Below are 21,954 nucleotides of genomic sequence, written 5' to 3' on the forward strand. Positions count from 1 at the left end.
AGGCGAATCCTGATCCTCGTAGTTGACGACGCCTTGCGGCCTCTCGCCTCCGCCTGCCGCCAAGCCCCGCCTTGGCTTAACGAAACACTCAACACGTCGGCGTTTTAATTCAATAGCCTAAGTATTTACCCTGGTGTCGAATACTACTTCGTTGCTGCAGCAAACGCTGCGGCCAAACTGAAGTTAGAAGGGTAAGAACATGAACATCTCGATCAAAGCCGCTTTCGCCACCGCCGTCGCTCTGCTTCCCGCGCTCGCATTCGCGCAGTCGAACGAGCCGCTCACTCGCGAGCAGGTTCGCGCGCAACTCGTAGAACTCGAAAAGGCTGGCTACAATCCGCTCGCCGATTGCACGGGGGAATGCCCGGAAGGTCTGCTCCGTGCCGAGGCGCGCGTCGCGCAACAACGGGCCAATGCAAACGCGGGATATGGTCCCGGCTTGAATGGCACGGTCGAGTCCGGGAAATGAGCGGGTATCACGCTGATCGCAGCTTCACCGCCACGCCTTAACCCTACGCGCAAACGTCCGGAAAGATTCAAAGACTGGCTGGCGGTGATGCACCGGAAAAAATTCGGTTCCCTAAATAACTATGCGATGCATTCTCACTGTCTCAGGATTCATCCTGGGACGAACGTACGTGCGACGATTTGATTGAAGCCTATGGATAGGCACGCGTTCAGACTCCATCGCCATACGACATCCGCTCGCACAGCGCGAACTTTAACCGTTCACTCAAGCGCGACGCTTTTTTTCTCAATAGACCTGCAGCGGCGCGCTGGCAAAATTTCGTTGCGTTACAAAGAAACCTAAAAGCTGGCCCACACCGAGGCAGTGACTGATTTCAGTCTGCTGCCAAGGCGAATCGAGGCCCAATACAAGGAGACAGCAACGATCATGAAGTACACGACCGCAATATGTGCTTGCGCGGCGCTGATGAGCATTGCGCCGACGTGGGCACAAGCTGAAGACGAGAGCGCGGCCGAGAGTCAATCCATGGGTGCCAGCTCGGTCACCATGTACGGGTTGATCGATCAGGGGGTGGAGTACGTCAACAATGTGGCCCAGGGTAAGCACGCGACCACGCACGCCGTTCGCACGGGAGATGGGACGGCAACGTCCTACTTCGGGATTCACGGTATCGAGGACATCGGCGGAGGCACGAAGGCCATCTTCGATCTGCAGGGCGGCTTTCAGCCGAACAACGGCACTTCCCGGCAGGGCGGACGCCTGTTCGGACGCCAGTCGTATGTGGGTCTCGACGGGCCGTACGGTCGTCTGACGTTCGGTCGCCAGTACACGATGCGTTTTTTCGCCACCTCGTTCATCAATCCGTTCGGCACCGGTGCGCAAGGCCTGACCACGCTGGATAACGGCATCGCCAATGCGCGTGCCGACAATTCCGTGAGCTACCGCTTCTTCCTCGGCAGTCTGGAAGGCGGCGTGAACTACAGCTTCGGCCGCGATGCCGTGGCCGGTAACAGCAGTGCCGCCTCGAATTGCCCCGGCGAAACCACTCCTTCGAACGAATGCCGCGAATACTCGGCAATGCTCAAGTACGACGCTCACATCTGGGGCGTGGCAACTTCGTATGAGCGTAACTATGGAGGCACGTCCGCGACATGGGGCGGTCTCACGTCACCGAAACTCACGGATAGCCGCTTCACGTTGGGCGGTTACTTCAAGATCAAGGACGCGAAGTTCGGCGTGGGCTGGATCCGGCGCGATGACGAAGGCATCGCGACACCCAAGAGCAACCTGTTCTGGGTGACCGGCACCGTGCCCGTGACGCACTTCGTTTATGTCGACGGCATGGTGGCAGACCTCAAGTACGATCATTCGCACAACAGCGCGCTGGTGTTCGTCTTGCGCGGCGAATATTTCCTGTCGAAGCGGACGTTCCTCTACCTGACGGCCGAGCATATTCATAACGACGGCAACCTCGCGCTCGCGGCGACGACCATTACGCCCGTGCCCACGCCCCCGGTTGGCGGCTCGCAGATCTCCGTCATCGCCGGTATCCGGCACACGTTCTAACTCACAGAGCAGGTCACACGCAGAGCCGTTGCATCAAGTGAACCCCGAAGTCCGGATCGTCGATCCGGTCTTTGGGGCTTTTTTTAGGTTCATCGAGGATTACCGGGGAACTCAGGCGTGCAGTTGCGCGGCTGCATTGGCGGCCGACATGTCGGCCACGGCGTCGAACGGCTGTTTCTGCTGCAGGATGCCGAGACCGATGTACATGTCCTGCAGATAACCGATGTCGTCGCTCGTGAGCGTCAGGTCTTTCGAGTAGGGGCGCTGCGTCTCGTTGAACGTCCAGATCGCCTGGGCCGATGCCTTGTCGAACTTCTTCTGTGCGTGCTTGCGCGCTTCGAAGAGGGCATCGCGCGAGGCCGGCGACATCAGGAATTCGTAGAGCGCGCCGTAGGCCGCCATCACGGCGACCATGCCCTCATGCTTGTCGCGGATCGCGGAGTTCGAAGCATAGGCGGTCTGGAAAATGCATTGGGGTAGCGCTTGCCACATGTTGGCGTCGTCGAGTACCACGAGCCCGTCGCGATCGTTCAAATGCGAAATGCTCGAGCAGCAGGCGTCGACTTCGCCCTTGACGACGGCTTCATGGCACGCGTCGTTGCTGCCTTTATCCACGAAATTGACCTGCGTAGCGTCGATCCCTCTTTCTTTCATGAGCTGCAGCATCAGCGAATGCAACAATCCGCGAGCCGGGCCGACAGCAACCGTCTTGCCCTTCAGATCGGCGAGCGTATGGATGCCCTCGGGCTTCGCGAAGACCGTCAGTGCGCATTTCTTCATGCCTGCGCCGACGATCTTGACGTTCGCGCCGCGTGCAATGCGCGACAACACCAGGTTGTAGCCGGAGACCATGCAGAGGTCTCCGTCGCCGGCTGCGATGGTATTGAAGGGGCCCGTTGCGCCGGGGATCTCGACGATCAGCGCATTCACGCCGAATTGCCTGAAATAGCCCAGTTCGTCCATCAACGCATTGAGCGTGGCGTTCTCGAGCCCAGGGTTGCTGACGATGCGGAGCTGCGAGGAGGCGCCGCGCGCGATATTGGGCGCGGCGAGTCCGGCCGCTGCGATGCTCAGGCCGAGAACGCCGGCACTGCGCAAGAAGCCGCGTCGAGTGAGGGTTGTCATCAGGTGTCTCCCTATGCCGGTTGAGCCGGCTAGTCGTTGTGATGGATTCGACAGTCGCCGCGGGCGCGGCAAAAGACAGGGAATGCCGTATGCGCAATGACGCGCAGCGTGATCCTGCCTGCGAACCCGACCGTGCGGCAATTGAGTAAAATGGCCACAGGCTTAACCAGATCGTAAAACGGGAGAGGTACGCGACGTGTCGGCGCTTGACTGGTACTTGCAGATCAACCTGAAGGCACGGCATTTGCACCTTCTCGCGGCAATTGATACCTACCGCAACCTCACACAGGTGGCAGATGTTACCCATGTGACGGTGCCTGCTGTCTCGAAGGCGCTCGCCGAACTCGAGCGCGGGCTCGGTCTCACGCTGTTTTCTCGCACCGCGCAAGGCCTCGTGCCCACGCCCTATGGCGACTGCCTGATTCGCCACGCGCGGGAAATGCTGACCATCCTTCATCAGGCGCGCGACGAGTTAAAGGCGCTGAGTTCCGGCGCCGAGGGCAAGGTGCATATCGGCATGCTGCCGGCTTCGGCTTCTGTACTGTTGCCGCAGGCGCTGGGCCTGTTGAAGCAGCGTTCGCCCGGCACCAATGTGGTGGTGATCGAAGGCACGACGGCCTCGCTGCTGCCCGAACTCTGGCAGGGCAAGCTCGATCTGGTCGTGGGCCGTCTGCCGGCTCCCGATACGCTCGGCAGCTTCGAGGAGAAGGAACTGCTCGAGGACCCCGTGACGCTCGTGACGGGGCGCCACCATCCGTTGGCGCGCAAGAAGCACCTCAAGTGGGAGGACCTGCATCCGTATCCGTGGATCTTGCCGCCACCCGGCTCGATATTGCGTGACCCGCTGGAGCGCGCGCTCGAAGTGCATGGCGTGCCGCTCACGAGCAACTACATCGAAACGCTGTCGATTCACGTCGTGCGCGCGCATCTGCAGGTCTCCGATTTCATCGCGGTGATGGCCGACACACCCGCCAACGACCCCACCCAGCCGCTCCATACGCTGCCGTTGAGCCTGCCGCGGCTGCTGCGCCCGGCAGGCGTGCTGTGGAACCGCAATCGGGGCCTCACGCCGAGCGCGCAACTCATGGTGTCGTGCCTCGAAGAGGCGGCACAGCATCTCGACGCGAAGAGCCACGCCGAGCCGTAAGCGTCTTTCGAACGATCGTGCCCTCCGCCCGCAATCCCATGCGGGCGCCCCCAGCCTTAACCCCTCGCAAGCCTTAACCGTTTGCTCAAACCTCGGGCATATTTTCTCAATTCATTCCCTGTCGACGGGCTGGCAGAATTTCACTGCGTTCACTCGATGTTGAACGCAGACGTCGCGATTCACGCTACGGGACTGCAATGGTCTCAGGCTTGCCACGACGGCGCATCGCGAAACATGACTGGAGACAGGGACGACCATGAAGTTCACGACCGCAATACGCGCTTGCGCGGCGCTCATTTGTTTTGCCGCGATGGCGATTGCCGGACCCGCATATGGTCAATCGGTCGAAGACTTCTATCATGGCAAGATCCTGACGATCGTCGTGAGCGCCGACGCCGGCACGCCGACCGACATCATCGCGCGCCAGTTCGCGCGCTTCTTCGTGAACTACATTCCCGGCAAGCCCCGCGCGGTCGTGATGAACGTGGTGGGCGCAGGCGGGATGGTTGCGGCCGCATCGCTTCAGACCCGCCAGCCGAATGACGGCACCGTGATCGGCTTCCTGCAACGCAATAACCTCTATATTCCGCTGCTCGATCCGCGACAGAACCGCTTCGATCCGCGCAAGGTGCGGTGGCTCGGCAGCCTCAACAAGGTCGAGTACTGCATCGTTTCCATGACGCGCTCCGGCGTCACCACGGCGGACGATCTCACGAAGAAGAAGATGTATATCGGCGCGACGGGCTTCGCGAACGAGGACAGGACATTGCCCGCGCTGCTCGACGAGTACCTGGGCGCAAAGATGAGCATCGTGCCGGGCTACACGGGGCGCGGTGAAGTGTATCTCGCGATGCAGCGCGGCGAAGTCGACGGCTGGGCCTCGACGATCGACGGCCTGCAGCAGGGCGAGCCGGTGCGCATGCTCGCCAACGGCAAGATGAAGGTGTTGTTGCATCTCGGCTGGAACAGTCCGGCGCCCTTTACCAACGTTCCCAACCTGAGCACCTATATCACCGATCCCGACGTGAAGGCGCTGTTCAACCTGTTCCTGCTGCCGTTCAATGCGGGGCGGCCGATCGCGGTGCCGCAGGGCGTGCCCGAGGATCGTCTGGATGCGCTGCGCGCGGCCTTTGCGAAAACGATCGCGGATCCCACGTTCATCGAGGCCATGAAACGTTCAGGTTACCCAATCGATCCGATCGACGGCAGCGCGGTGGAACAGATCGTCAGAAAGCTGTACGCGACGCCCCAACCGCAGATCGAGAGCGCACGCAAGCTCATTTTCAGTTCGCACTGAACACACACCGAAATAGAGAATGTCATGAACCTGCTGGGGGTGCGTGACAGTCGTTCACCGAGAGGTTAAATCGCATGACACCCGAAATCATCGACATTCATCCCCACATCATCTCGACGGATACGGTTCGTTATCCTGTCGCTCCGCAGCACGGTCATCGCTCGAAGTGGTCTGCGACGCGTCCCGTCACGTTCGAGCAGCTGGTCGCCGAGATGGACGAGGCCGGCGTAGCGAAGGCGGCGATCGTGCATTCGTCGACGACTTACGGCCACAACAACGGGTATGTGGCCGACAGCGTGGCGCAAGATCCGAAGCGATTCACCGGTGTCTATTCATTCGACGTGATGGCGCCCGACGCATTGAAGACCTTCGATCACTGGCTGGCCAACGGCATGGGCGGCATCCGGCTCTTTACCGGCGGCGCGACGCATCAGACCGATGGCAGCTGGCTCGTCGATCCCGCGACCTTCCCGATCTGGGAGCGCTGCGCCGAAATCGGCATGACCATGGTGGTGCAGACCACGCCTGAGGGCTTGTCGATGGTGGCCGAACTGGCCACGCGTTTTCCCACGGTGAAGATCGCGCTCGACCACTGCGGCAGGCCCGATCTCGAAGACGGCCCTCCGTATGCGCGCTGCGCGGCGCTGTTCGCTCTGGCGAAGTACGACAACGTGTACCTGAAGATCACGCCGAAAACGTTCGATCTCGCGCAGGCCGCGCCGGGCGGGGCGGAAGCGTTTTTCCCGCAACTGGCGAAGGTATTCGGCGCGGATCATCTTGCCTTCGGCTCGAACTATCCGGCCTCCGCAGGGCCGCTGAAAAAGCTGATCGAGCAGGGCAACGCATGTTTCGCGGCGCTGAGCGAGGAAGAGCGCGCATGGGTCTGGGGCCGCACGGCGAAGGTGCTGTATTCGTCGCTTGCCGACTGAAGTCGACTGAGCGCGTAACGAGGTCGAAGACTCCGGCCATTTCATCAGGATGACGCATGGAATTTTTCAACGACGCAACGGTAATGGCAGCAGGCCATGCGCTGTCGACGCTTCTGCAATTCAACCGTCTGATCTTCCTCGTTTTCGGCGTCATGGTCGGACTGGCGATCGGGTTGCTGCCTGGCATCGGAGGGCTGACGGGCTTTGCATTGCTGGTGCCGTTCACCTACACGATGGACCCGTATGCGGCGTTCGCCATGCTGCTCGGCATGGCGTCGGTCATTACGACTTCGGACGTGATCCCCGCCGTGCTGTTCGGCGTGCCGGGCCATGCGGCTTCACAGGCGACCGTGCTGGATGGGTTGCCGATGACGAAGCGCGGTGAAGCGTCGCGCGCGTTGAGCGCCTGCTATACGTCCTCGTTGATGGGCGGTTTGATCGGCGCCATCATTCTGGCGATTTCGCTGCCGCTGGTGCGCCCGTTCGTTCTCTCGATCGGCACGCCGGAGATGCTGGGGCTCACGATCTTCGGCGTGTCGATGGTGTCGGCGCTGTCGGGCAACGCGCCGCTCAGGGGCGTGGTCGCGGCGTGCTTCGGCATTCTCGTCGGCATGATCGGCACCAATGTCGAAACCGGACAAATGCGCTGGACAGGCGACCTCCTTTACCTGCAGGACGGCATTCCGCTGGTGCCGATCATTCTCGGCATCTTCGCGCTGCCCGAGTTGTGCGAACTCGCGATCCGCCGTACCGCGATCGCCGACAACGTGCAATTCAGCTCGCGCGAGGGCATGCGGCAGGGCGTGACCGACAGTCTGCGCAACTGGTTCCTCGTTCTGCGTTGCGGCGGGCTGGGCGCGATCCTCGGGGTCGTGCCGGGCATCACGGGTGCGGTGACGGACTGGATCGCCTACGGTCACGCGCTGCAGACCTCGAAGGGTGCAAAGGAATCCTTCACGACGGGCGACGTGCGCGGCGTGATCGCGCCGGAAGCGGCGAATAACGCGCGCGAAGGCGGCAGCCTCGTGCCGATGCTGTCGTTCGGCGTGCCGGGCGGCGCCGCACAGGCCATCCTGCTTGGGGCGATGATGGTGCACGGGTTCATTCCCGGCCCCGACATGCTGACCAGGCATCTGGACTTTACCTATTCGATGGTGTGGTCCATCGCGCTCGCCAATATCTTCGGTGCGGGCCTGTGCTTTTTGCTCAGCGGGCAATTCGCGAAGATTTCGACGCTGCGCTACACGCTGATCCTTCCGGTCATCATGCCGATCATCTACGTCGGCGCTTTCCAGGGCTCGCGCAGCTGGGGCGATCTGTTCGTCCTGCTGATCGCCGGGGTGGTCGGCTGGACCATGAAGCGCTTGCGTTGGGCGCGGCCGCCGCTGATCCTGGGTCTCGTGCTCGGTACGCTGATGGAGCGCTACATGACGATCTCCTTCGTGCGCTACGGCACGGACTGGCTCACGCGCCCGGTCGTCATGGTGCTGCTCACGCTCGCGGCGCTGGTCTTCTTCAAGCCGCTGTTCAATGCGCTGCGCAGCGGCGGTCTCGCGCGCATGCGGCCGAGCGGGAAGATCGTGCTGAAGCTCGAAGACCTGGTTTATGTGTTCTTCATCGGCCTCGGGGGCTACATGCTGGTGACGGCGCAGGGCTGGCTGCTGATGGCGAGAATCGGGCCGACGGTCATTGCGAGCATCCTCGTCATCGCCGGCACGCTCAGTCTGGCCTACAAGGTGTTCGTCATCCCGGCGCAGGCAGGCTCGACGAAGGCCGGCGGCGGCATCCACATGGACGTGTCGAGCGATCACGGCGAAAAGCTCTCGAACAAGGTGACGCTGATCCGGGCCGCCCGCTTCTTCGGCTGGTTCGTGGCGTTCCTTGCGTGCATGTCCCTGATCGGCATGATCCCCACGGTGCCGATCATGATCGTGGCGTTCATGCGTATAGAGGGCGGCGAGTCGTGGAAGCTCAGCCTGATTCTCGCGGCTTGCGTGACGGCGCTCATCTACGGCGTGTTCGACCAGATCATCCATATTCCCTGGCCGAGCAGCCTCTTTTAAAGCGGCGATCGAGACGATGCGAGAGGGTGCCTTGCACAAGTGCCACTTCCGGTTTCTTTGGCGCACGCGCGACAACGAGATTCGCTGGGTTTGTCGCTCATGCGGGGTGCTACTGGTTCGCGGAAAACTCTACGCGCCATTGTGAGTGTTGGTGCGCGGCACGCCGCGAATTCATATTGAACATGGAAGGAACTGGAATGACGAAGAACCGGCTTGAACGTATCGATCCGGACAAGGCCACGGACGATCAGAAGAAAGTGATTGCGCGGCTCGGCGAAGGGCGGGGGCGTATCCCCACACCGTTCAACATCTGGCTGCACAACCCGAACCTGGCTGGCGGGATGGAGATCATCGGCACACACGTCGATCGTTCGCCCGTGCTCAGCGAGGCGGAGAGCGAGGTGGCGATTCTGTCGACCGCCGTCTTCTGGAATGCACCCTATGTGATCGCCAATCATCGCCGGCATGCGTTGAAGGCGGGCGTACCCGAGGCGGTGGTCGCGGCGATTCTGGAGAAGCGCCGGCCCGAGGCAGGCGACGATCGTCTTGGCCTCGTCTGCGATGCGGTCTGCGACATCCTTGCGGGCGGCGCGATCGACGACACGCGTTTCGACCGTTACGACGCGGGACTGGGCCGTGCGGTGATTGCGGAACTGCTGGTCACGGTGGGCTATTTCACCTCGATTTCGCTTGGCATGACGCTGCACGCGCTCGAGCCCAAGGATTGACCTGAAGGATCCGGCGGCGAACGCACTCAACGGTTTTTCGCCGCCCTGGAATACTGCTTTAACGAGCTGGTGAAACCGCGGAGGACCACGACGTGTCCGCTCTCGACTGGTACCTGCAGATCAACCTGAAGGCGCGGCACCTGCGCCTGCTCGTGACGATCGACACATACCGCAACCTGACCCAGGTGGCCGACGTCACTCATGTGACCGTGCCTGCCGTCTCGAAGTCGCTGGCCGAACTCGAACGGGGTCTCGGCCTCACGCTGTTTGCACGAACGGCGCAGGGACTCGTGCCCACGCAGTACGGCGATTGCCTGATTCGCCACGCGCGCGAAATGCTGACCATCCTGAATCAGGCGCGCGACGAGTTGAAGGCGCTGAGTTCGGGAACCGAAGGCAAGATTCATATCGGCATGTTGCCCGCCTCGGCCTCGGTGCTGCTGCCGCAGGCGCTGAGCCTGCTGAAGCAGCGCTCGCCGGGCACCAACGTGATGGTGACGGAAGGCACGACAGCGTTGCTGCTGCCCGAACTCTGGCAAGGCCATCTCGACCTCGTGGTGGGGCGTCTGCCGCCACCCGATACGCTCGGCAGCTTCGAAGAGAAGGAGCTGCTCGAGGAGCCCGTGACACTGATGACGGGCCGCCATCACCCGCTGGCCCGCAGGAAGTCGCTGACCTGGGCGGATCTGCGTCCCTTTCCCTGGATACTGCCGCCGCTCGGCTCGATATTGCGCGACCCGCTCGAGCGCGTGCTCGAAGCGCACGACGTGCCGCTGACCAACAACTACATCGAAACGCTCTCGATTCACGTTGCGCGTGCGCATCTGCAGATTTCGGACTTCATTGCGGTGATGGCGGGCACGCCGGGCGGCGATACGGCCCAGCCGCTTCATACGCTGCCGTTAAGCCTGCCCCGCCTGCTGCGGCCGGCGGGCGTGCTGTGGAATCGCAATCGCGGGTTGACGCCCAGCGCGCAACTCATGGTGGCGTGCCTCGAGGAGGCCGCAGAGCGGCTGAGAACGGGGGCGGGGACCGCCGCGCGGGCGATGGTGCAGCCGGTCAAGCCCGGCCGGCCACAGCTGCCGACTGAGACGCATTGAGACGCATCGAGACGCATCGAGACGCACTGAGCGGCCTGAAAAGCCGCCGTTAGCCATTCGCTCAACGTAACCAAAGCCTCAATCTCGAAGCCGAGCCTCGAGGCGCAGCCACCCCTTCGATTCAGGCCTGTCGCGGCATCCAGCCATTGCGTCCACCGGGGCCTTTACCGAATGGTTAAGTCACCCGCAGGTTAATTCAATAGACGGAAAACCGGCGCGGAAAGATCATCTAGCCAACGAGATCACCTGAGCAGCCACGCCGCTTTCCCTCAGTGGGCACGCAACAGCGACGCGAAGCAAGTTGAATCGATTGTCCAGGTCCAAGGAGACTAAATTGACCAAGAAAGTCCACCTCAAGCTCGCGATCGCCGAGCATCCGCACACCGCTGCCATCCGTAACGGCTCCATTCCGATCGAAGGCGTCGACGCCGAATACATCACGGTTCATCCGCAAATCGGCGCGTTCCGCCGCATGGTCCGCGATGTCGAATTCGATGTGTGCGAACTGGCGCCGACCACGTACATCATCGCGCGCGCCTATGGGGCGCCTTTCGTTGCGCTGCCGATCTTCGTGGTCCGCCGCTTCCATCACTCCGGGCTGCTGGTGCGCCCGGATGCCGGCATCAAGACGCCGAAGGACCTCGAAGGCAAGAAGGTCGGCGTGCGCGCCTATTCGGTGACGACCGGTGCGTGGACGCGTCAGGTGCTGATGGACGAATTCGGTCTCGATTCGTCGAAGGTGACGTGGGTGGTCGACGACGAAGAGCACGTCACGCAACTCGAGCTGCCGCCGAACGTGATTCATGCGCCGGCCGGCACGTCGCTCGCCGAGATGATGGCCACGGGCGAACTCGTTGCGGGCTTTCATGGCAACGCGGGCATTGGCCGCACGGGCGACCCGACGGGCGGCTGGAAGGAAGTCGAAGCGAACTACCCGGACCTGTTCCCGAACGCCGACGAACTCGAAGCCGAGTACTACGCGCGCACCGGCGTCTACCCGATGCACGGCACCATCGTCGTGAAGGATTCGGTGCTGGCCGAGCATCCATGGGTCGCGAAATCGATCTACGACGCGTTCGACAAGGCCAAGAAGGATTGGCTCGCGAAGCTCGACGCGGGCGAACTGACCGACAAGAAGAACAAGAAGTATGTAGAACTGCAGAAGATCGTTGGCCGCGACCCGCTGCCCTATGGCATCGAGGAAAACCGCAAGACCATCGAAGCGCTCGAAGCGACCGCGTTCAAGCAGGGCCTCACGCCGCGCCGCATGAGCATGAACGAACTGTTCGTCGACCCCCGCGCCTGAAGGTTGCGCTGAACTCCGTACGGAAGAAAACATGATCATCGATTGTCACGGTCACTTCACGACTGTTCCTGCCTCGTTCCGCGACTGGCGCGCCAAACAGATCGCCGCCGCCAACGATCCGGCCAACGCGCCGCCGCTTGCGGGCGCGCACGTCAGCGACGACGAGATCCGCGAAGGCGTCGGCAACGGCCAGTTGCGCCTGCAGAAAGAGCGCGGCGGCGACCTCACGCTGTTCTCGCCGATCGCCGGCCTGATGAGCCACCACCTCGGCAACGAGCGCACGAGCCTCGAGTGGGCCGAGGTCTCGAACGACCTCGTGCGCCGCGTGTGCGACATCTACCCGGACAACTTCGTGCCCGTCTGCCAGCTGCCGCAGTCGCCGCTCGCGCCGCCGAAGAACTCGGTTGCCGAACTGCGCCGCTGCGTCGAGGAAATGGGCTTCGTCGGCTGCAATCTGAATCCAGACCCGAGCGGCGGCTACTGGACCGGCAAGCCGATGACGGACCGCGAGTGGTATCCGCTCTACGAGGCGCTGTGCGATCTCGACGTGCCGGCCATGATCCACGTCGCCGCTTCGTGCAACGCGTGCCATCACGGCACCGGCGCACATTACCTGAACGCCGACACGTCGGTCTTCATGCAGCTGCTGCAGGGCAATGTGTTCAAGGACTTCCCGACGCTGCGCCTCGTGATTCCGCACGGCGGCGGCGCGGTGCCTTACCACTGGGGCCGCTACCGCGGCATGTCGCTGGAGATGATGGACCGTCCGCTCGAAGGACTGCTGAACAATATCTTCTTCGACACCTGCGTGTATCACCACCCGGGCGTAGAGCTGCTCACCAAGGTCGTGCCGACGAGCAACGTGCTGTTCGGCTCGGAAATGATCGGCGCCGTGCGCGGCCGCGATCCGAACACCGGCGAGTACTTCGACGACACCAAGCGCTACGTCGACGCCTGCACGGCACTGAGCGACGCGGACCGCCACGCGATCTTCGAAGGCAATGCACGCCGCGTCTATCCGCGCCTCGACGCGCACCTCAAGGCCAAGGGTCTGTAACGAAGCCGATAGCTGAACGGACATCATGAACTTCATCGACATTCATCCTCACATCATCTCGGACGATGAGAAGCGCTACCCGCCCGCGCCGCTGTTCGGCAAGCGCTCGGACTGGTCGCAGGAGCGCCCCAACACCGTCGAGGCGCTGATCAATGCGATGGACGAAGCCGGCGTTTCGAAGGCCGCTGTCGTGCATTCGTCGACGACCTACGGTTTCGACAACAGCTACGTCGTGGACGGCTGCAACCAGTACAAGGACCGGCTCGTGGCCGTGGGCTCCGTGGACATGCTGGCCGACGACGTGCCCGCCGTGATCAAGGGCTGGGCCGACAAGGGTCTTGCCGGTCTGCGCATCTTCACGGGCGGCTCGACCAAGGACTTCGATCCGAGCGAGCTGGACAATCCCAAGTCCTTCAAGGCATGGGAAATGCTCGCGGAACTGCGGTTGCCGATGTGCATCCAGACGGGGCCGATCGGTCTGCCCCAGGTCCGCATGCTGGCCGAGAAGTTTCCGCGCGTGAACATCATTCTCGACCACCTTGGCCGCCCCGACGTGCTCGACGGCGCGCCGTACGCGAATGCCGCGAGCCTCTTCGCACTGGCCGATCTGCCGAACCTCTACATGAAGCTCACGCCGCGCATTTTCGGCGACGTGAAGAAGGAAAAGGCCAGCGCGGAGACGTTCTTCCCGCGCGTGGTCGAAGCCTTCGGCGCACAGCGCATGGCATGGGGCTCGAATTTCCCGACCTCGCCCGGTACGCTCGCGGAGATTCTTGCCACCGCGCAAGAAGGGCTCGCCTGCCTCGGTGCGGAAGACCGCGCCTGGATTTTCGGCAAGACCGCACAGAAACTGTACCCGGCCCTGGCCTGATCGAACGTTGCCAACCGCGCGTGCGCCGCGACTGCCGCGGCGCACGCGCAGCGAGAAAGAGAGATTCCCATGTCCACCAATCGTCTGAACAGCATCATCCGCGCGTTCGAGTCGGGCAAGGCCGCGCATGCCGCCTTCGCCAAGCTCGACAAGCAGACCGCCATCGAAATGAGCGATTCGCCCTATGACGGGCTCGTCTTTGAGATGGAGCACAACCCGTACGACGTGGCCGCGCTCGGCGACGCGCTGCAATACATGCTCAGCCGCAAGCAGATCGCCGAGTCCGCATCCGTGGCGCCGAAGGTCACGCCGATTGCGCGCATTCCCGCCAATGGCGTGGAGATGAACCAGAGCTTCGCCAAGCAGGTGCTTGATCGCGGCGCCTACGGCGTGATCTGGCCGCACGTGGCGACGGTCGAGCAGGCCTATAACGCAGTGGCGTCGTGCCGCTATGCACGGCCGAAGCACGCGCCGCTGTACGAGCCGAAGGGCGTGCGCGGCGACGGTCCGGCCAACGCGGCGCGCTACTGGGGCCTCAGCATGGCCGACTACTACAAGAAGGCCGACGTGTGGCCGCTCGTGCCCGAAGGCGAGATTCTCGTGGGTCTGATGTGCGAGAGCACGCAGGCGATCGAGAACCTCGACGACATGCTCGCGAATGTGCCCGGCATCGGCTTCATCCTCATCGGTGAAGGCGACCTCAGCCAGGAACTGGGCTTTCCGCGCCAGTACGAGCACCCCGAAGTCATCGACGCCATGCGCCAGATCGTCGAGACCTGCAAGAAGCACAACGTGGTCGTGGGCCACCCGCACGTGACGGCCAAGAATCATCGGCGCCTCTCGGAAGAGGGCTACCGCTTCCTGATGTCGGCGCCGCAGCGCACGTACGGCGTGGTCGGTCTCGCTCGCGATATGGCAGGCTACTGATGAACGGCGCCGAAAGTCTCGTCGCGACCCTCGTCGATCAGGACGTCGACATCTGTTTTGCCAACCCCGGCACCTCGGAGATGCACTTCCTGGCGGCCCTCGGCAACAATCCGGGGATGCGCAGCGTGCTGTGCCTGTTCGAGGGCGTCGCCACGGGCGCCGCCGATGGCTGGTACCGGATGAAGGACAAGCCGGCCTCGACGCTGCTGCACCTGGGCCCCGGTCTTGCGAACGGCCTCGCGAACATCCATAACGCGAAGCGTGCGTCGTCGGGCATGGTCAATGTCATCGGCGAGCATTCGGTGTCGCATCTCAAGTATGACCCGCCGCTCACGTCGGATATCGAGGGCCTCGCGCGGCCGCTGAGCCACTGGGTGCGCCGCGCCGAATCGGCGGACACCATCGCGTGGGACACGGCGCAAGCCGTGGCCAAGGCCAGCGAGCACCCGGGGCAGATCGCCAGCTTGATCCTGCCGGGCGACACCTCGTGGCAGCGCACGGAAGCGGAGCCGGTGCTGCCGCCGGCGGCCGTGACGCGTCGCAAGACGCCGGGCGCCGCGCGTATCGAACACGTCGCGCGGGTGTTGCGCTCCGGCGAGCCGACGCTGTTCATTCTCGCCAACAAGGCGACGCGCGGCGCGGCGCTCGAGAAGGCCGGCCGTGTGGCCGCGGCCACCGGCGCGCGGCTGGGCTCGCAGTTCTTCACCGCACGCATCGAGCGCGGCGCGGGCCGCGTGCCCATTGCGCGCATTCCGTACGCGGTGCCGCAGGCCATGGCGTTTCTCAAGGACTTCAAGCACATCGTCACGGTCGAGACCACCGAGCCGGTGGCGTTCTTCGCCTACCCGGACAAGCCGAGCCTGCTCAAGGCCGAGGGCACGCTGGTGCACGCGCTCGTCGAGGCCGACGAGGACAGCGAACTCGCCTTCGACATGCTGCTGCAGGCACTGGGCGCTACCGATGCGACAGCGCTCTTGCAACCGCGCATCGAAACCCCGGTGCCGACGGGCGCGCTCAATCCCACGAGCATCGCCCATGCGCTGGCAGCCGCCTTGCCCGAGCACTGCATCGTCGTCGATGAATCGCTCACCACGGGCCGTGAATCGATGAGCCTGACCATGGGCGCGCGGCCGCACGATCTCATCAACAACATGGGCGGCTCGATCGGTTATTCGACGCCCGTGGCAACCGGCGCGGCGCTCGCGTGCCCGGACCGGCGCGTGTTCTGCATGGTCGGCGACGGCAGCGCGATGTACACGATCCAGTCGCTGTGGACCCAGGCGCGCGAAGGGCTGAACGTCACGACGATCATCTTCGCCAACAACAGCTACGCGATTCTCAAGGCCGAGTACGCCAACATGGGCGCGGGCACGCCGGGCGAACGCGCGCTCTCGATGATCGACATCGACAAGCCGCGCATCGACTGGCTCGCGATGGCGAAGAGCATGGGCGTGCCGGGCAAGGCAGTCGAGACGGCCGAGGACTTCTACAAGGCGATGGTCGATTCGACCCGCGAGCCGGGTCCATGCCTCATCGAAGTGCGGCTGTAATTCGGCTTTCGTTCGGCATTAACACGCGATTTCAAGAAACAAGCATAAGGAGAGACATTCATGACAACGACGCTGACCGGCGTGCCGACGTTGCGCACCAATCTGGCCGAATACGCAGTGACGAAGGCAATGCGCGACGGGCGCGTGGCGTCGGATCTCGTGACGCTGGACTTCTGCGGGCCGACCCCTGCGCACAACGGCTTCAAGGCCATGGTGCGCGAGAACAAGTTCGACGCGGGCGAACTGGCGATCGTCACGTTCCTGCAGGCCAAGGCCTATGGCAAGCCCTACGTCCTGCTGCCGGCGCCGATTTCGGGGCGCTTCCAGCATCACTGCGCGGGCTTCAATATCGACTTCGGTCATCTGGATCCCAAGGATATCGAAGGAAAGAAAGTCGGCGTGCGTACCTACACGCAAACGACCGCGCTCTGGATTCGCGGCATCCTGCGCCATGAATACGGCGTGGATCTCGACAAGGTGACATGGATGACGCTGGGCGACGGGCATCTGGCCGAGTACAACGATCCGCAAAACTGCCAGCGTCTGCCGGCCGGATCGTCGATTCCGGAGATGATGCTCAAGGGCGAACTCGCAGCCGCGCTGCTCGGCGAAGACATGCCGAAGGACGAGCGTGTGCGCACGCTGGTGCCGGACGCGCATGCCGCCGCGAAGGACTGGTTCGCGCTCACGGGCGTCGTGCCGATCAACCATATGTTCGTGGTGCATGAGAATCTGTCGAAGGAGCGCCCGGACATCGTTCGCGAGCTGTATCGCATGGTTGCGGAAAGCCGCTCGCTCGCCGAAGGCGTGCCGGCCATTTTCCCGCCGATCGGGCTGGAGGCGAACCGCAAGGGGCTCCAACTGGCGGTCGATTGGGCGCTCGACCAGAAGATCATTCCGCACCGTCTCACGGTCGACGAGTTGTTCGACGACGTGACCGGCAGCCTGGGCTGAGCCGGGCAGTCATCGGAGACGACGGGTGGAGATCACAGTACGAAAAGCGGCGCGCACGGAGAATCGCTGGGGCATTCTCGTGCTGCTCGCGCTCGGGCTGATGATCTCCTTCGTAGACCGAACGAGCATGTCGGCGGCGCTCGCGGACCGTCATTTCGTGCACGAATTCGCACTGACGCACATCGAGCGCGGCTGGCTCGGCTCCGCCATGTTCTGGTCTTACGGGCTGTTGCAGATGCCCATGGGCTGGGTGGTCGACCGCTATGGCGTGAAATGGCCTTATACGGTCTGCTTCCTGCTGTGGTGTCTCGCGGCGGCGGCAACGGGTGTCGTGACCACGCTCTCCGCGCTGATCCTCGTGCGCCTCTTGATCGGTGTTGCCGAGGCGGTGGTGGTGCCCGCCACCTATCGCTATCTCGCCAATAACTTCGACGAGGCCCACAAGGGCACGGCGCTCGGCATCTACTCGATTGGCGGCAAGATGGGGCCGGCGCTCGGTGCGCCGATCGCGGCGTGGCTCATCGCCATCAGCTCGTGGAAGACCATGTTCGTCGTGACGGGTCTTGCCGGCCTGGTGTGGCTGCTGCCGTGGCAACTGATGCTCAACAACGATTTCCCGTCGAAAGCCGAGCTTGCGGTGGCGAAGCGCCGGGCGGCCTCGGTGCCGCTTGGCAACCTGCTGTCGAGCCCGGTGGTGTGGGGCGGGCTGATCACCAACTTCTGCTACAGCTATTTCGTGTTCTATTGCATGACGTGGATGCCGGCGTATCTGGTGGAGCAGCGCGGGCTCTCGCTGCGGCAGTCGGGGCTGTATACGTTCTTCAGCTTTGCTGGCATCGCGGTCGTGGCCGCGTTGGCGGGTTGGGCCGCGGACCGGTTGATCGCGCGAGGCCATGATGCGGTCGTGGTGCGCAAGGCGTTTATCGTGGCCGGCTTTATCAGCGGCACGACGGTGTTAATGGGCGCCTATTCGCGCTCGCCGCAAATGGCGTTGTTCTGGAATATCGTGTCTCTTTCATTGCTGGGCCTCGTGACCGCGAACAACCTCGCGCTCGTCAAGCTCACCTTGATTCCCAAACCGGCGGTGGGCCTGAATACGGGCTTGCAGCAGGTGGCCACCAGCCTTGCGGGTGGCGTATCCGCCAGTCTCTCCGGCTGGTTGCTGCATGTCGGGCGCAGCTACACGCTGCCCATGCTGGCCATCTTCGTGTTTCTCATTCTGGGCGCGACAAGCACCGTGGTACTGCTCCAGCGGAAATGGGCGCCGAAAGTCAACGAGACCGAGCCTGAAGCGCAACACCCGGACAGGATCGGCCTTCCGTAGCCTCTGCTTTATGCCAGAAGAAGTTTCTAAAAATCACCTGCACGTGGACCACGTGCATGGCTGGAAGTCCTTATGAGCCACGCTAACGAAACGTCCCCGCCGCCGCTGGAGGCGTCGACCGGCATGATGCCCTTGCTGCGGCACGCATCGCTCACGCGCTTCCTGATCGCGCGCGTCGGTTCCATCACCGCCCAGCAGATGCTCATGCTCGCGATCAGCTGGCATATGTACGACCTCACATCGAGTGCCTGGTATCTCGGTCTCGTCGGACTCTTTCAATTCATTCCCGGGCTCGCGACTACGCTGGTCGCCGGGCATTGCGCCGATCGCATGCATCGCGGCCAACTGGTCGCGATCTGCCTCGCCGCCCAGGCGGCCATCGGCACCTTGCTCGCCGTATCTTCCATGACGCATGCAGTGACTCGCGAACTGCTGCTGGGTCTCTCGCTCGTGCTTGGCGCCATCCGGCCGTTTCAGATGTCGGGTCAACAGGCACTGTTGCCGATGCTCGTTCCGCAGCGCCTGCTGGCAAGGTCGATGGTGCTCAGCACCGTCGTGCAGCAGGTGTGTGTCATAGCGGGGCCGGCGTTGGGCGGCCTGCTGTTCGCAACCGGCGTGAACGCGCTCTATTTCACCTGCGCGGCGCTCTTTTGCGTGAGCGCCGCGATGTATGCCCTGATACGTTACGACCACGTGGCGTCGCCGCGCGAACCCGTGACGGCCGACACCGTGCTAGCCGGTCTGCGCTTCGTCTGGAGCCATCCGCTCTTGCTCGGCGGGATTTCGCTCGACCTCTTCGGCGTCTTGTTTGGGGGCGCCACGGCGCTCCTGCCGGTCTACGCGAAAGAGATTCTGCACGTCGGGCCGCAAGGTCTGGGCTTGCTGCGCTGCGCGCCTGCGGTGGGCGCGCTCTGTGTCGGGCTCATGCTGTCGCGGCGCGCCATCGGCAGCGGGGTCGGCAGGAAACTGCTCATCGCCGTCGCGGTGTACGGCGCTGCGATTGCGGCGTTTGGGATTTCCCGCTCGTTTCCTGTCTCGCTGCTTCTGCTGGCGATATCGGGCGGCGCCGACACGATCAGCGTGGTCGTTCGCCAGACGCTCATTCAGCTGGAAACGCCGGACCGCATGCGTGGACGCGTCGCGGCCGTGAACACGCTTTTTATCGGCGCAAGCAATCAACTCGGCGAATTCGAATCCGGTCTGACGGCGACGGCATTTGGTGCGGTTGGCTCGGTTGTTCTCGGCGGATGCGCAACCATTCTCGTGAGCGCCGCGTGGAGTCAGTTGTTCAAGCCGCTGGCCAGACGCGAAACGCTGCATTGACGGCACCGTGCACACCGTACGTTAACCCTTCGGTTAAACCCTCAACGATTAACTTCAATGGACGAGATGCGGCCCGCAACCGATGATGATCCTACCGTCCTGACTTCCCCCGTTGAAGCCAGCCAGATCGGATCGTTTGGTGTTGGCGCACGAACGAAATTGCTGCGTAAAGCTTTGTGGATTCGCCAACACGTCCGCGAAGCGCGGAGACGCTTATGAGCGGTCAGCGCACATCCCTGCGCGCCCTGGTCAACGACTGGTTTGGAAATGGGGAAAATCTCAGCGTCACGCGACCCCGTCGCTCGACGAAGATGCCGTGGCGGGCAGTACAGGTCGAAGTCGCACGTTCGTCTGGAACGTTCGCGATCGTCTTCTTCCGACACCATGATGGCTCATGGTGCGTCTATCCACCTCGCATTGCCCGGCCCGTCGTTAACTGGCTATTCAACTAGCCGCCGAGCGGGCGCCAAGGCCAAGAACAACTACACACAACGCGTTCCAGGAAATCGACATGACTATGAATGGCGACATGCTTATCGGCTTCTCTTCGGTGCGAGGCACCGAGGGCGAGCAGCGGGCATTCAATCCGGCCAGCAACTCGGAAATCGCAGACCCGGTGTTCGGGATGGGCGGCTCTGCCGAGGTCGAGCGGGCGGCTTCACTCGCGGCTGCTGCTTTCGACTCCTACCGAAATGCCCCGCTCGCACAGCGCGCGGCTTTTCTCGAGGCCATTGCGGAGAATATCCTCGCGCTCGGCGACGAACTGATCGAACGCGCACAAGCCGAGACGGGGTTGCCTGCCCAGCGCCTTCAAGGCGAGCGGGCACGCACAGTCGGACAGTTGCGTCTGTTTTCCAAGGTCGTGCGGGATGGCCACTTTCTCGCCGCCACGATCGATCATGCGCAGCCCGCGCGTGAGCCGCTGCCGCGTGCGGATCTGCGCCTGGCAAAGGTGCCGTTGGGTCCCGTTGCGGTGTTCGGCGCGAGCAACTTCCCGCTCGCATTTTCGGTTGCGGGAGGGGACACGGCCTCTGCACTGGCTGCGGGTGCACCCGTCATCGTGAAGGCGCACAGCGCGCACCTGGGCACGTCGAAGCTCGTAGGCAGCGTAATCCAGAAGGCCGTTGAGGAACAGGGCCTGCCCGAGGGCACGTTTTCGCTGCTGTTCGGCGCCGGTCGCAAGCTGGGCGAAGCGCTGGTCTCGCATCCGGCGATCAAGGCGGTCGGCTTCACGGGTTCGCGGCAGGGCGGACTCGCGCTGATGCGGCTCGCGAACGCGCGTCCCGAGCCGATTCCCGTGTACGCGGAGATGAGCAGTATTAATCCGGTCTTTCTGTTCCCGCACGCGCTCGCGAACCGGGCGGAGGCGATCGGCAAGGCGTTCGCCGATTCCCTGACCATGGGCGCCGGTCAATTCTGCACGAACCCGGGCCTCGTGCTCGCCGTGGACGGTCCGGACCTCGACCGCTTCGTCGAGGCGGCGGGAGCGGCGCTGGCCTCGAAGCCGGCCCAGACGATGCTGACGCCCGGCATCTTCGACGCCTACTGCAGCGGCAAGCAAAGCACGGGCGCAGTGGCGGGCGTGACGAAGGTGGCAGAGGGCGAGCCCGCCGGTGAGCGCGCGAATGCCGCGCAGGCGGCGCTCTATGTGACCGATGCGGCGCGCCTGCTTGCCTCGCCGGAACTGGAGGCCGAGATGTTCGGTCCGGCCTCCGTCGTGATCCGTGCGCGAGATTTCGGCGAACTACTCGAAGTCGTCGAGCATCTCGAAGGACAACTGACCGTTACGCTGCAAATCGATGCGGCCGATCTCGCCGATGCGAAGCGCCTCTTGCCCGCGCTCGAACGCAAGGCCGGACGCATTCTGGCGAATGGCTTCCCGACCGGTGTCGAGGTTTGCCATGCGATGGTTCACGGTGGCCCCTATCCATCGACTTCGAATGCGATGTTTACGTCGGTGGGGGCCGCCGCGATCGACCGCTTCCTGCGTCCTGTCTGTTACCAGGACTTACCGGATAGCCTGCTTCCCGACGCGCTGCAGGCAGCCAATCCGCTGGCTCTCTGGCGCCTGGTCGATGGCGCACCCGTTGCACCGGTGTAGCAGGCGGGTACGGCGATTGCCGTTTGCGAAGTAACGCAAAGCCGTCAAGCCGACTTATGGAAGGGCGATGCAACTGGATAGCGGCATCGCCTTCTCTTTGCGCCGTTTCAATGCACA

General features: G+C 63.2%; 18 protein-coding genes. 17 read left to right on the top strand and 1 reads right to left on the bottom strand.

Annotated elements, in window-relative coordinates:
- Positions 1-199 precede the first annotated feature (199 nt).
- A complete protein-coding gene (locus AB4Y40_RS13525; protein ID WP_368688115.1) occupies positions 200-469 on the top strand; it encodes a DUF4148 domain-containing protein in 270 nt (89 codons plus the stop codon).
- Positions 470-895: 426 nt separating this feature from the next.
- Positions 896-2,035, top strand: a complete 1,140-nt coding sequence (locus tag AB4Y40_RS13530; protein ID WP_368688116.1) for a porin — start codon at positions 896-898, stop codon at positions 2,033-2,035.
- 111 nt (positions 2,036-2,146) lie between these two features.
- Here AB4Y40_RS13530 and AB4Y40_RS13535 read toward each other — a convergent pair whose 3' ends face one another.
- Positions 2,147-3,160: an ABC transporter substrate-binding protein gene (locus tag AB4Y40_RS13535; RefSeq protein ID WP_368688117.1), complete on the bottom strand. Its 1,014-nt coding sequence runs from the start codon at positions 3,158-3,160 to the stop codon at positions 2,147-2,149.
- 196 nt (positions 3,161-3,356) lie between these two features.
- Between AB4Y40_RS13535 and AB4Y40_RS13540 the strand changes: the two genes are divergently transcribed.
- From AB4Y40_RS13540 to AB4Y40_RS13610, 15 genes are all read left to right on the top strand, one after another.
- Positions 3,357-4,307: a LysR substrate-binding domain-containing protein gene (locus tag AB4Y40_RS13540; protein ID WP_368688118.1), complete on the top strand. Its 951-nt coding sequence runs from the start codon at positions 3,357-3,359 to the stop codon at positions 4,305-4,307.
- 256 nt (positions 4,308-4,563) lie between these two features.
- Positions 4,564-5,604 carry a Bug family tripartite tricarboxylate transporter substrate binding protein gene (locus tag AB4Y40_RS13545; protein WP_368688119.1) on the top strand — a complete coding sequence of 347 codons (1,041 nt, stop codon included), beginning with the start codon at positions 4,564-4,566 and terminating at the stop codon, positions 5,602-5,604.
- A gap of 74 nt (positions 5,605-5,678) precedes the next feature.
- Positions 5,679-6,533 (top strand): amidohydrolase, encoded by an 855-nt coding sequence (locus tag AB4Y40_RS13550; protein ID WP_368688120.1) that lies wholly within the window; start codon positions 5,679-5,681, stop codon positions 6,531-6,533.
- A 56-nt stretch (positions 6,534-6,589) separates the two neighbouring features.
- Positions 6,590-8,596, top strand: coding sequence for a tripartite tricarboxylate transporter permease (locus tag AB4Y40_RS13555; RefSeq protein ID WP_368688121.1), 2,007 nt, complete (start codon positions 6,590-6,592; stop codon positions 8,594-8,596).
- Positions 8,597-8,793: 197 nt separating this feature from the next.
- On the top strand, positions 8,794-9,324 hold the full coding sequence (locus AB4Y40_RS13560; protein ID WP_368688122.1) for a carboxymuconolactone decarboxylase: 531 nt from the start codon (positions 8,794-8,796) through the stop codon (positions 9,322-9,324).
- A 92-nt stretch (positions 9,325-9,416) separates the two neighbouring features.
- Entirely contained in the window at positions 9,417-10,424 is a 1,008-nt protein-coding gene (locus tag AB4Y40_RS13565; protein ID WP_368688123.1) for a LysR substrate-binding domain-containing protein, read from the top strand.
- A gap of 334 nt (positions 10,425-10,758) precedes the next feature.
- Positions 10,759-11,730, top strand: coding sequence for an ABC transporter substrate-binding protein (locus tag AB4Y40_RS13570; protein WP_368688124.1), 972 nt, complete (start codon positions 10,759-10,761; stop codon positions 11,728-11,730).
- 31 nt (positions 11,731-11,761) lie between these two features.
- The gene (locus tag AB4Y40_RS13575; protein ID WP_368688125.1) at positions 11,762-12,787 is read left to right on the top strand and encodes an amidohydrolase family protein; all 1,026 of its coding nucleotides are present in this window, start codon (positions 11,762-11,764) and stop codon (positions 12,785-12,787) included.
- A 22-nt stretch (positions 12,788-12,809) separates the two neighbouring features.
- A complete protein-coding gene (locus tag AB4Y40_RS13580; protein WP_368688406.1) occupies positions 12,810-13,658 on the top strand; it encodes an amidohydrolase in 849 nt (282 codons plus the stop codon).
- Between the two features lie 69 nt (positions 13,659-13,727).
- Complete coding sequence (locus AB4Y40_RS13585) at positions 13,728-14,585, top strand: HpcH/HpaI aldolase/citrate lyase family protein (protein ID WP_368688126.1); 858 nt, start codon at positions 13,728-13,730, stop codon at positions 14,583-14,585.
- Positions 14,585-16,135 (top strand): acetolactate synthase large subunit, encoded by a 1,551-nt coding sequence (locus AB4Y40_RS13590; protein WP_368688127.1) that lies wholly within the window; start codon positions 14,585-14,587, stop codon positions 16,133-16,135. Before AB4Y40_RS13585 ends, AB4Y40_RS13590 begins: the two co-directional genes overlap by 1 nt.
- Positions 16,136-16,195: 60 nt before the next feature.
- Positions 16,196-17,089, top strand: a complete 894-nt coding sequence (locus tag AB4Y40_RS13595; protein ID WP_368688128.1) for a phosphate ABC transporter substrate-binding protein — start codon at positions 16,196-16,198, stop codon at positions 17,087-17,089.
- Positions 17,090-17,114: 25 nt separating this feature from the next.
- The gene (locus tag AB4Y40_RS13600) at positions 17,115-18,413 is read left to right on the top strand and encodes an MFS transporter (protein ID WP_368688129.1); all 1,299 of its coding nucleotides are present in this window, start codon (positions 17,115-17,117) and stop codon (positions 18,411-18,413) included.
- 126 nt (positions 18,414-18,539) lie between these two features.
- Complete coding sequence (locus AB4Y40_RS13605) at positions 18,540-19,736, top strand: MFS transporter (protein ID WP_368688407.1); 1,197 nt, start codon at positions 18,540-18,542, stop codon at positions 19,734-19,736.
- Between the two features lie 511 nt (positions 19,737-20,247).
- Entirely contained in the window at positions 20,248-21,837 is a 1,590-nt protein-coding gene (locus AB4Y40_RS13610; protein WP_368688130.1) for an aldehyde dehydrogenase (NADP(+)), read from the top strand.
- The last annotated feature ends 117 nt before the right edge of the window (positions 21,838-21,954 follow it).

The organism is Paraburkholderia sp. EG287B (assembly GCF_040965595.1).
Classification (GTDB): domain Bacteria; phylum Pseudomonadota; class Gammaproteobacteria; order Burkholderiales; family Burkholderiaceae; genus Paraburkholderia.

Excerpts from the sequence above, each read along its gene's own strand:
- AB4Y40_RS13590 (WP_368688127.1), top strand. The coding sequence starts at position 14,585 with ATGAACGGCGCCGAAAGTCTCGTCGCGACCCTCGTCGATCAGGACGTC.
- AB4Y40_RS13535 (WP_368688117.1), bottom strand. The coding sequence starts at position 3,160 with ATGACAACCCTCACTCGACGCGGCTTCTTGCGCAGTGCCGGCGTTCTC.
- AB4Y40_RS13550 (WP_368688120.1), top strand. The coding sequence starts at position 5,679 with ATGACACCCGAAATCATCGACATTCATCCCCACATCATCTCGACGGAT.
- AB4Y40_RS13555 (WP_368688121.1), top strand. The coding sequence starts at position 6,590 with ATGGAATTTTTCAACGACGCAACGGTAATGGCAGCAGGCCATGCGCTG.
- AB4Y40_RS13560 (WP_368688122.1), top strand. The coding sequence starts at position 8,794 with ATGACGAAGAACCGGCTTGAACGTATCGATCCGGACAAGGCCACGGAC.
- AB4Y40_RS13525 (WP_368688115.1), top strand. The coding sequence starts at position 200 with ATGAACATCTCGATCAAAGCCGCTTTCGCCACCGCCGTCGCTCTGCTT.
- AB4Y40_RS13585 (WP_368688126.1), top strand. The coding sequence starts at position 13,728 with ATGTCCACCAATCGTCTGAACAGCATCATCCGCGCGTTCGAGTCGGGC.
- AB4Y40_RS13545 (WP_368688119.1), top strand. The coding sequence starts at position 4,564 with ATGAAGTTCACGACCGCAATACGCGCTTGCGCGGCGCTCATTTGTTTT.
- AB4Y40_RS13575 (WP_368688125.1), top strand. The coding sequence starts at position 11,762 with ATGATCATCGATTGTCACGGTCACTTCACGACTGTTCCTGCCTCGTTC.
- AB4Y40_RS13610 (WP_368688130.1), top strand. The coding sequence starts at position 20,248 with ATGACTATGAATGGCGACATGCTTATCGGCTTCTCTTCGGTGCGAGGC.
- AB4Y40_RS13605 (WP_368688407.1), top strand. The coding sequence starts at position 18,540 with ATGCCCTTGCTGCGGCACGCATCGCTCACGCGCTTCCTGATCGCGCGC.
- AB4Y40_RS13595 (WP_368688128.1), top strand. The coding sequence starts at position 16,196 with ATGACAACGACGCTGACCGGCGTGCCGACGTTGCGCACCAATCTGGCC.
- AB4Y40_RS13530 (WP_368688116.1), top strand. The coding sequence starts at position 896 with ATGAAGTACACGACCGCAATATGTGCTTGCGCGGCGCTGATGAGCATT.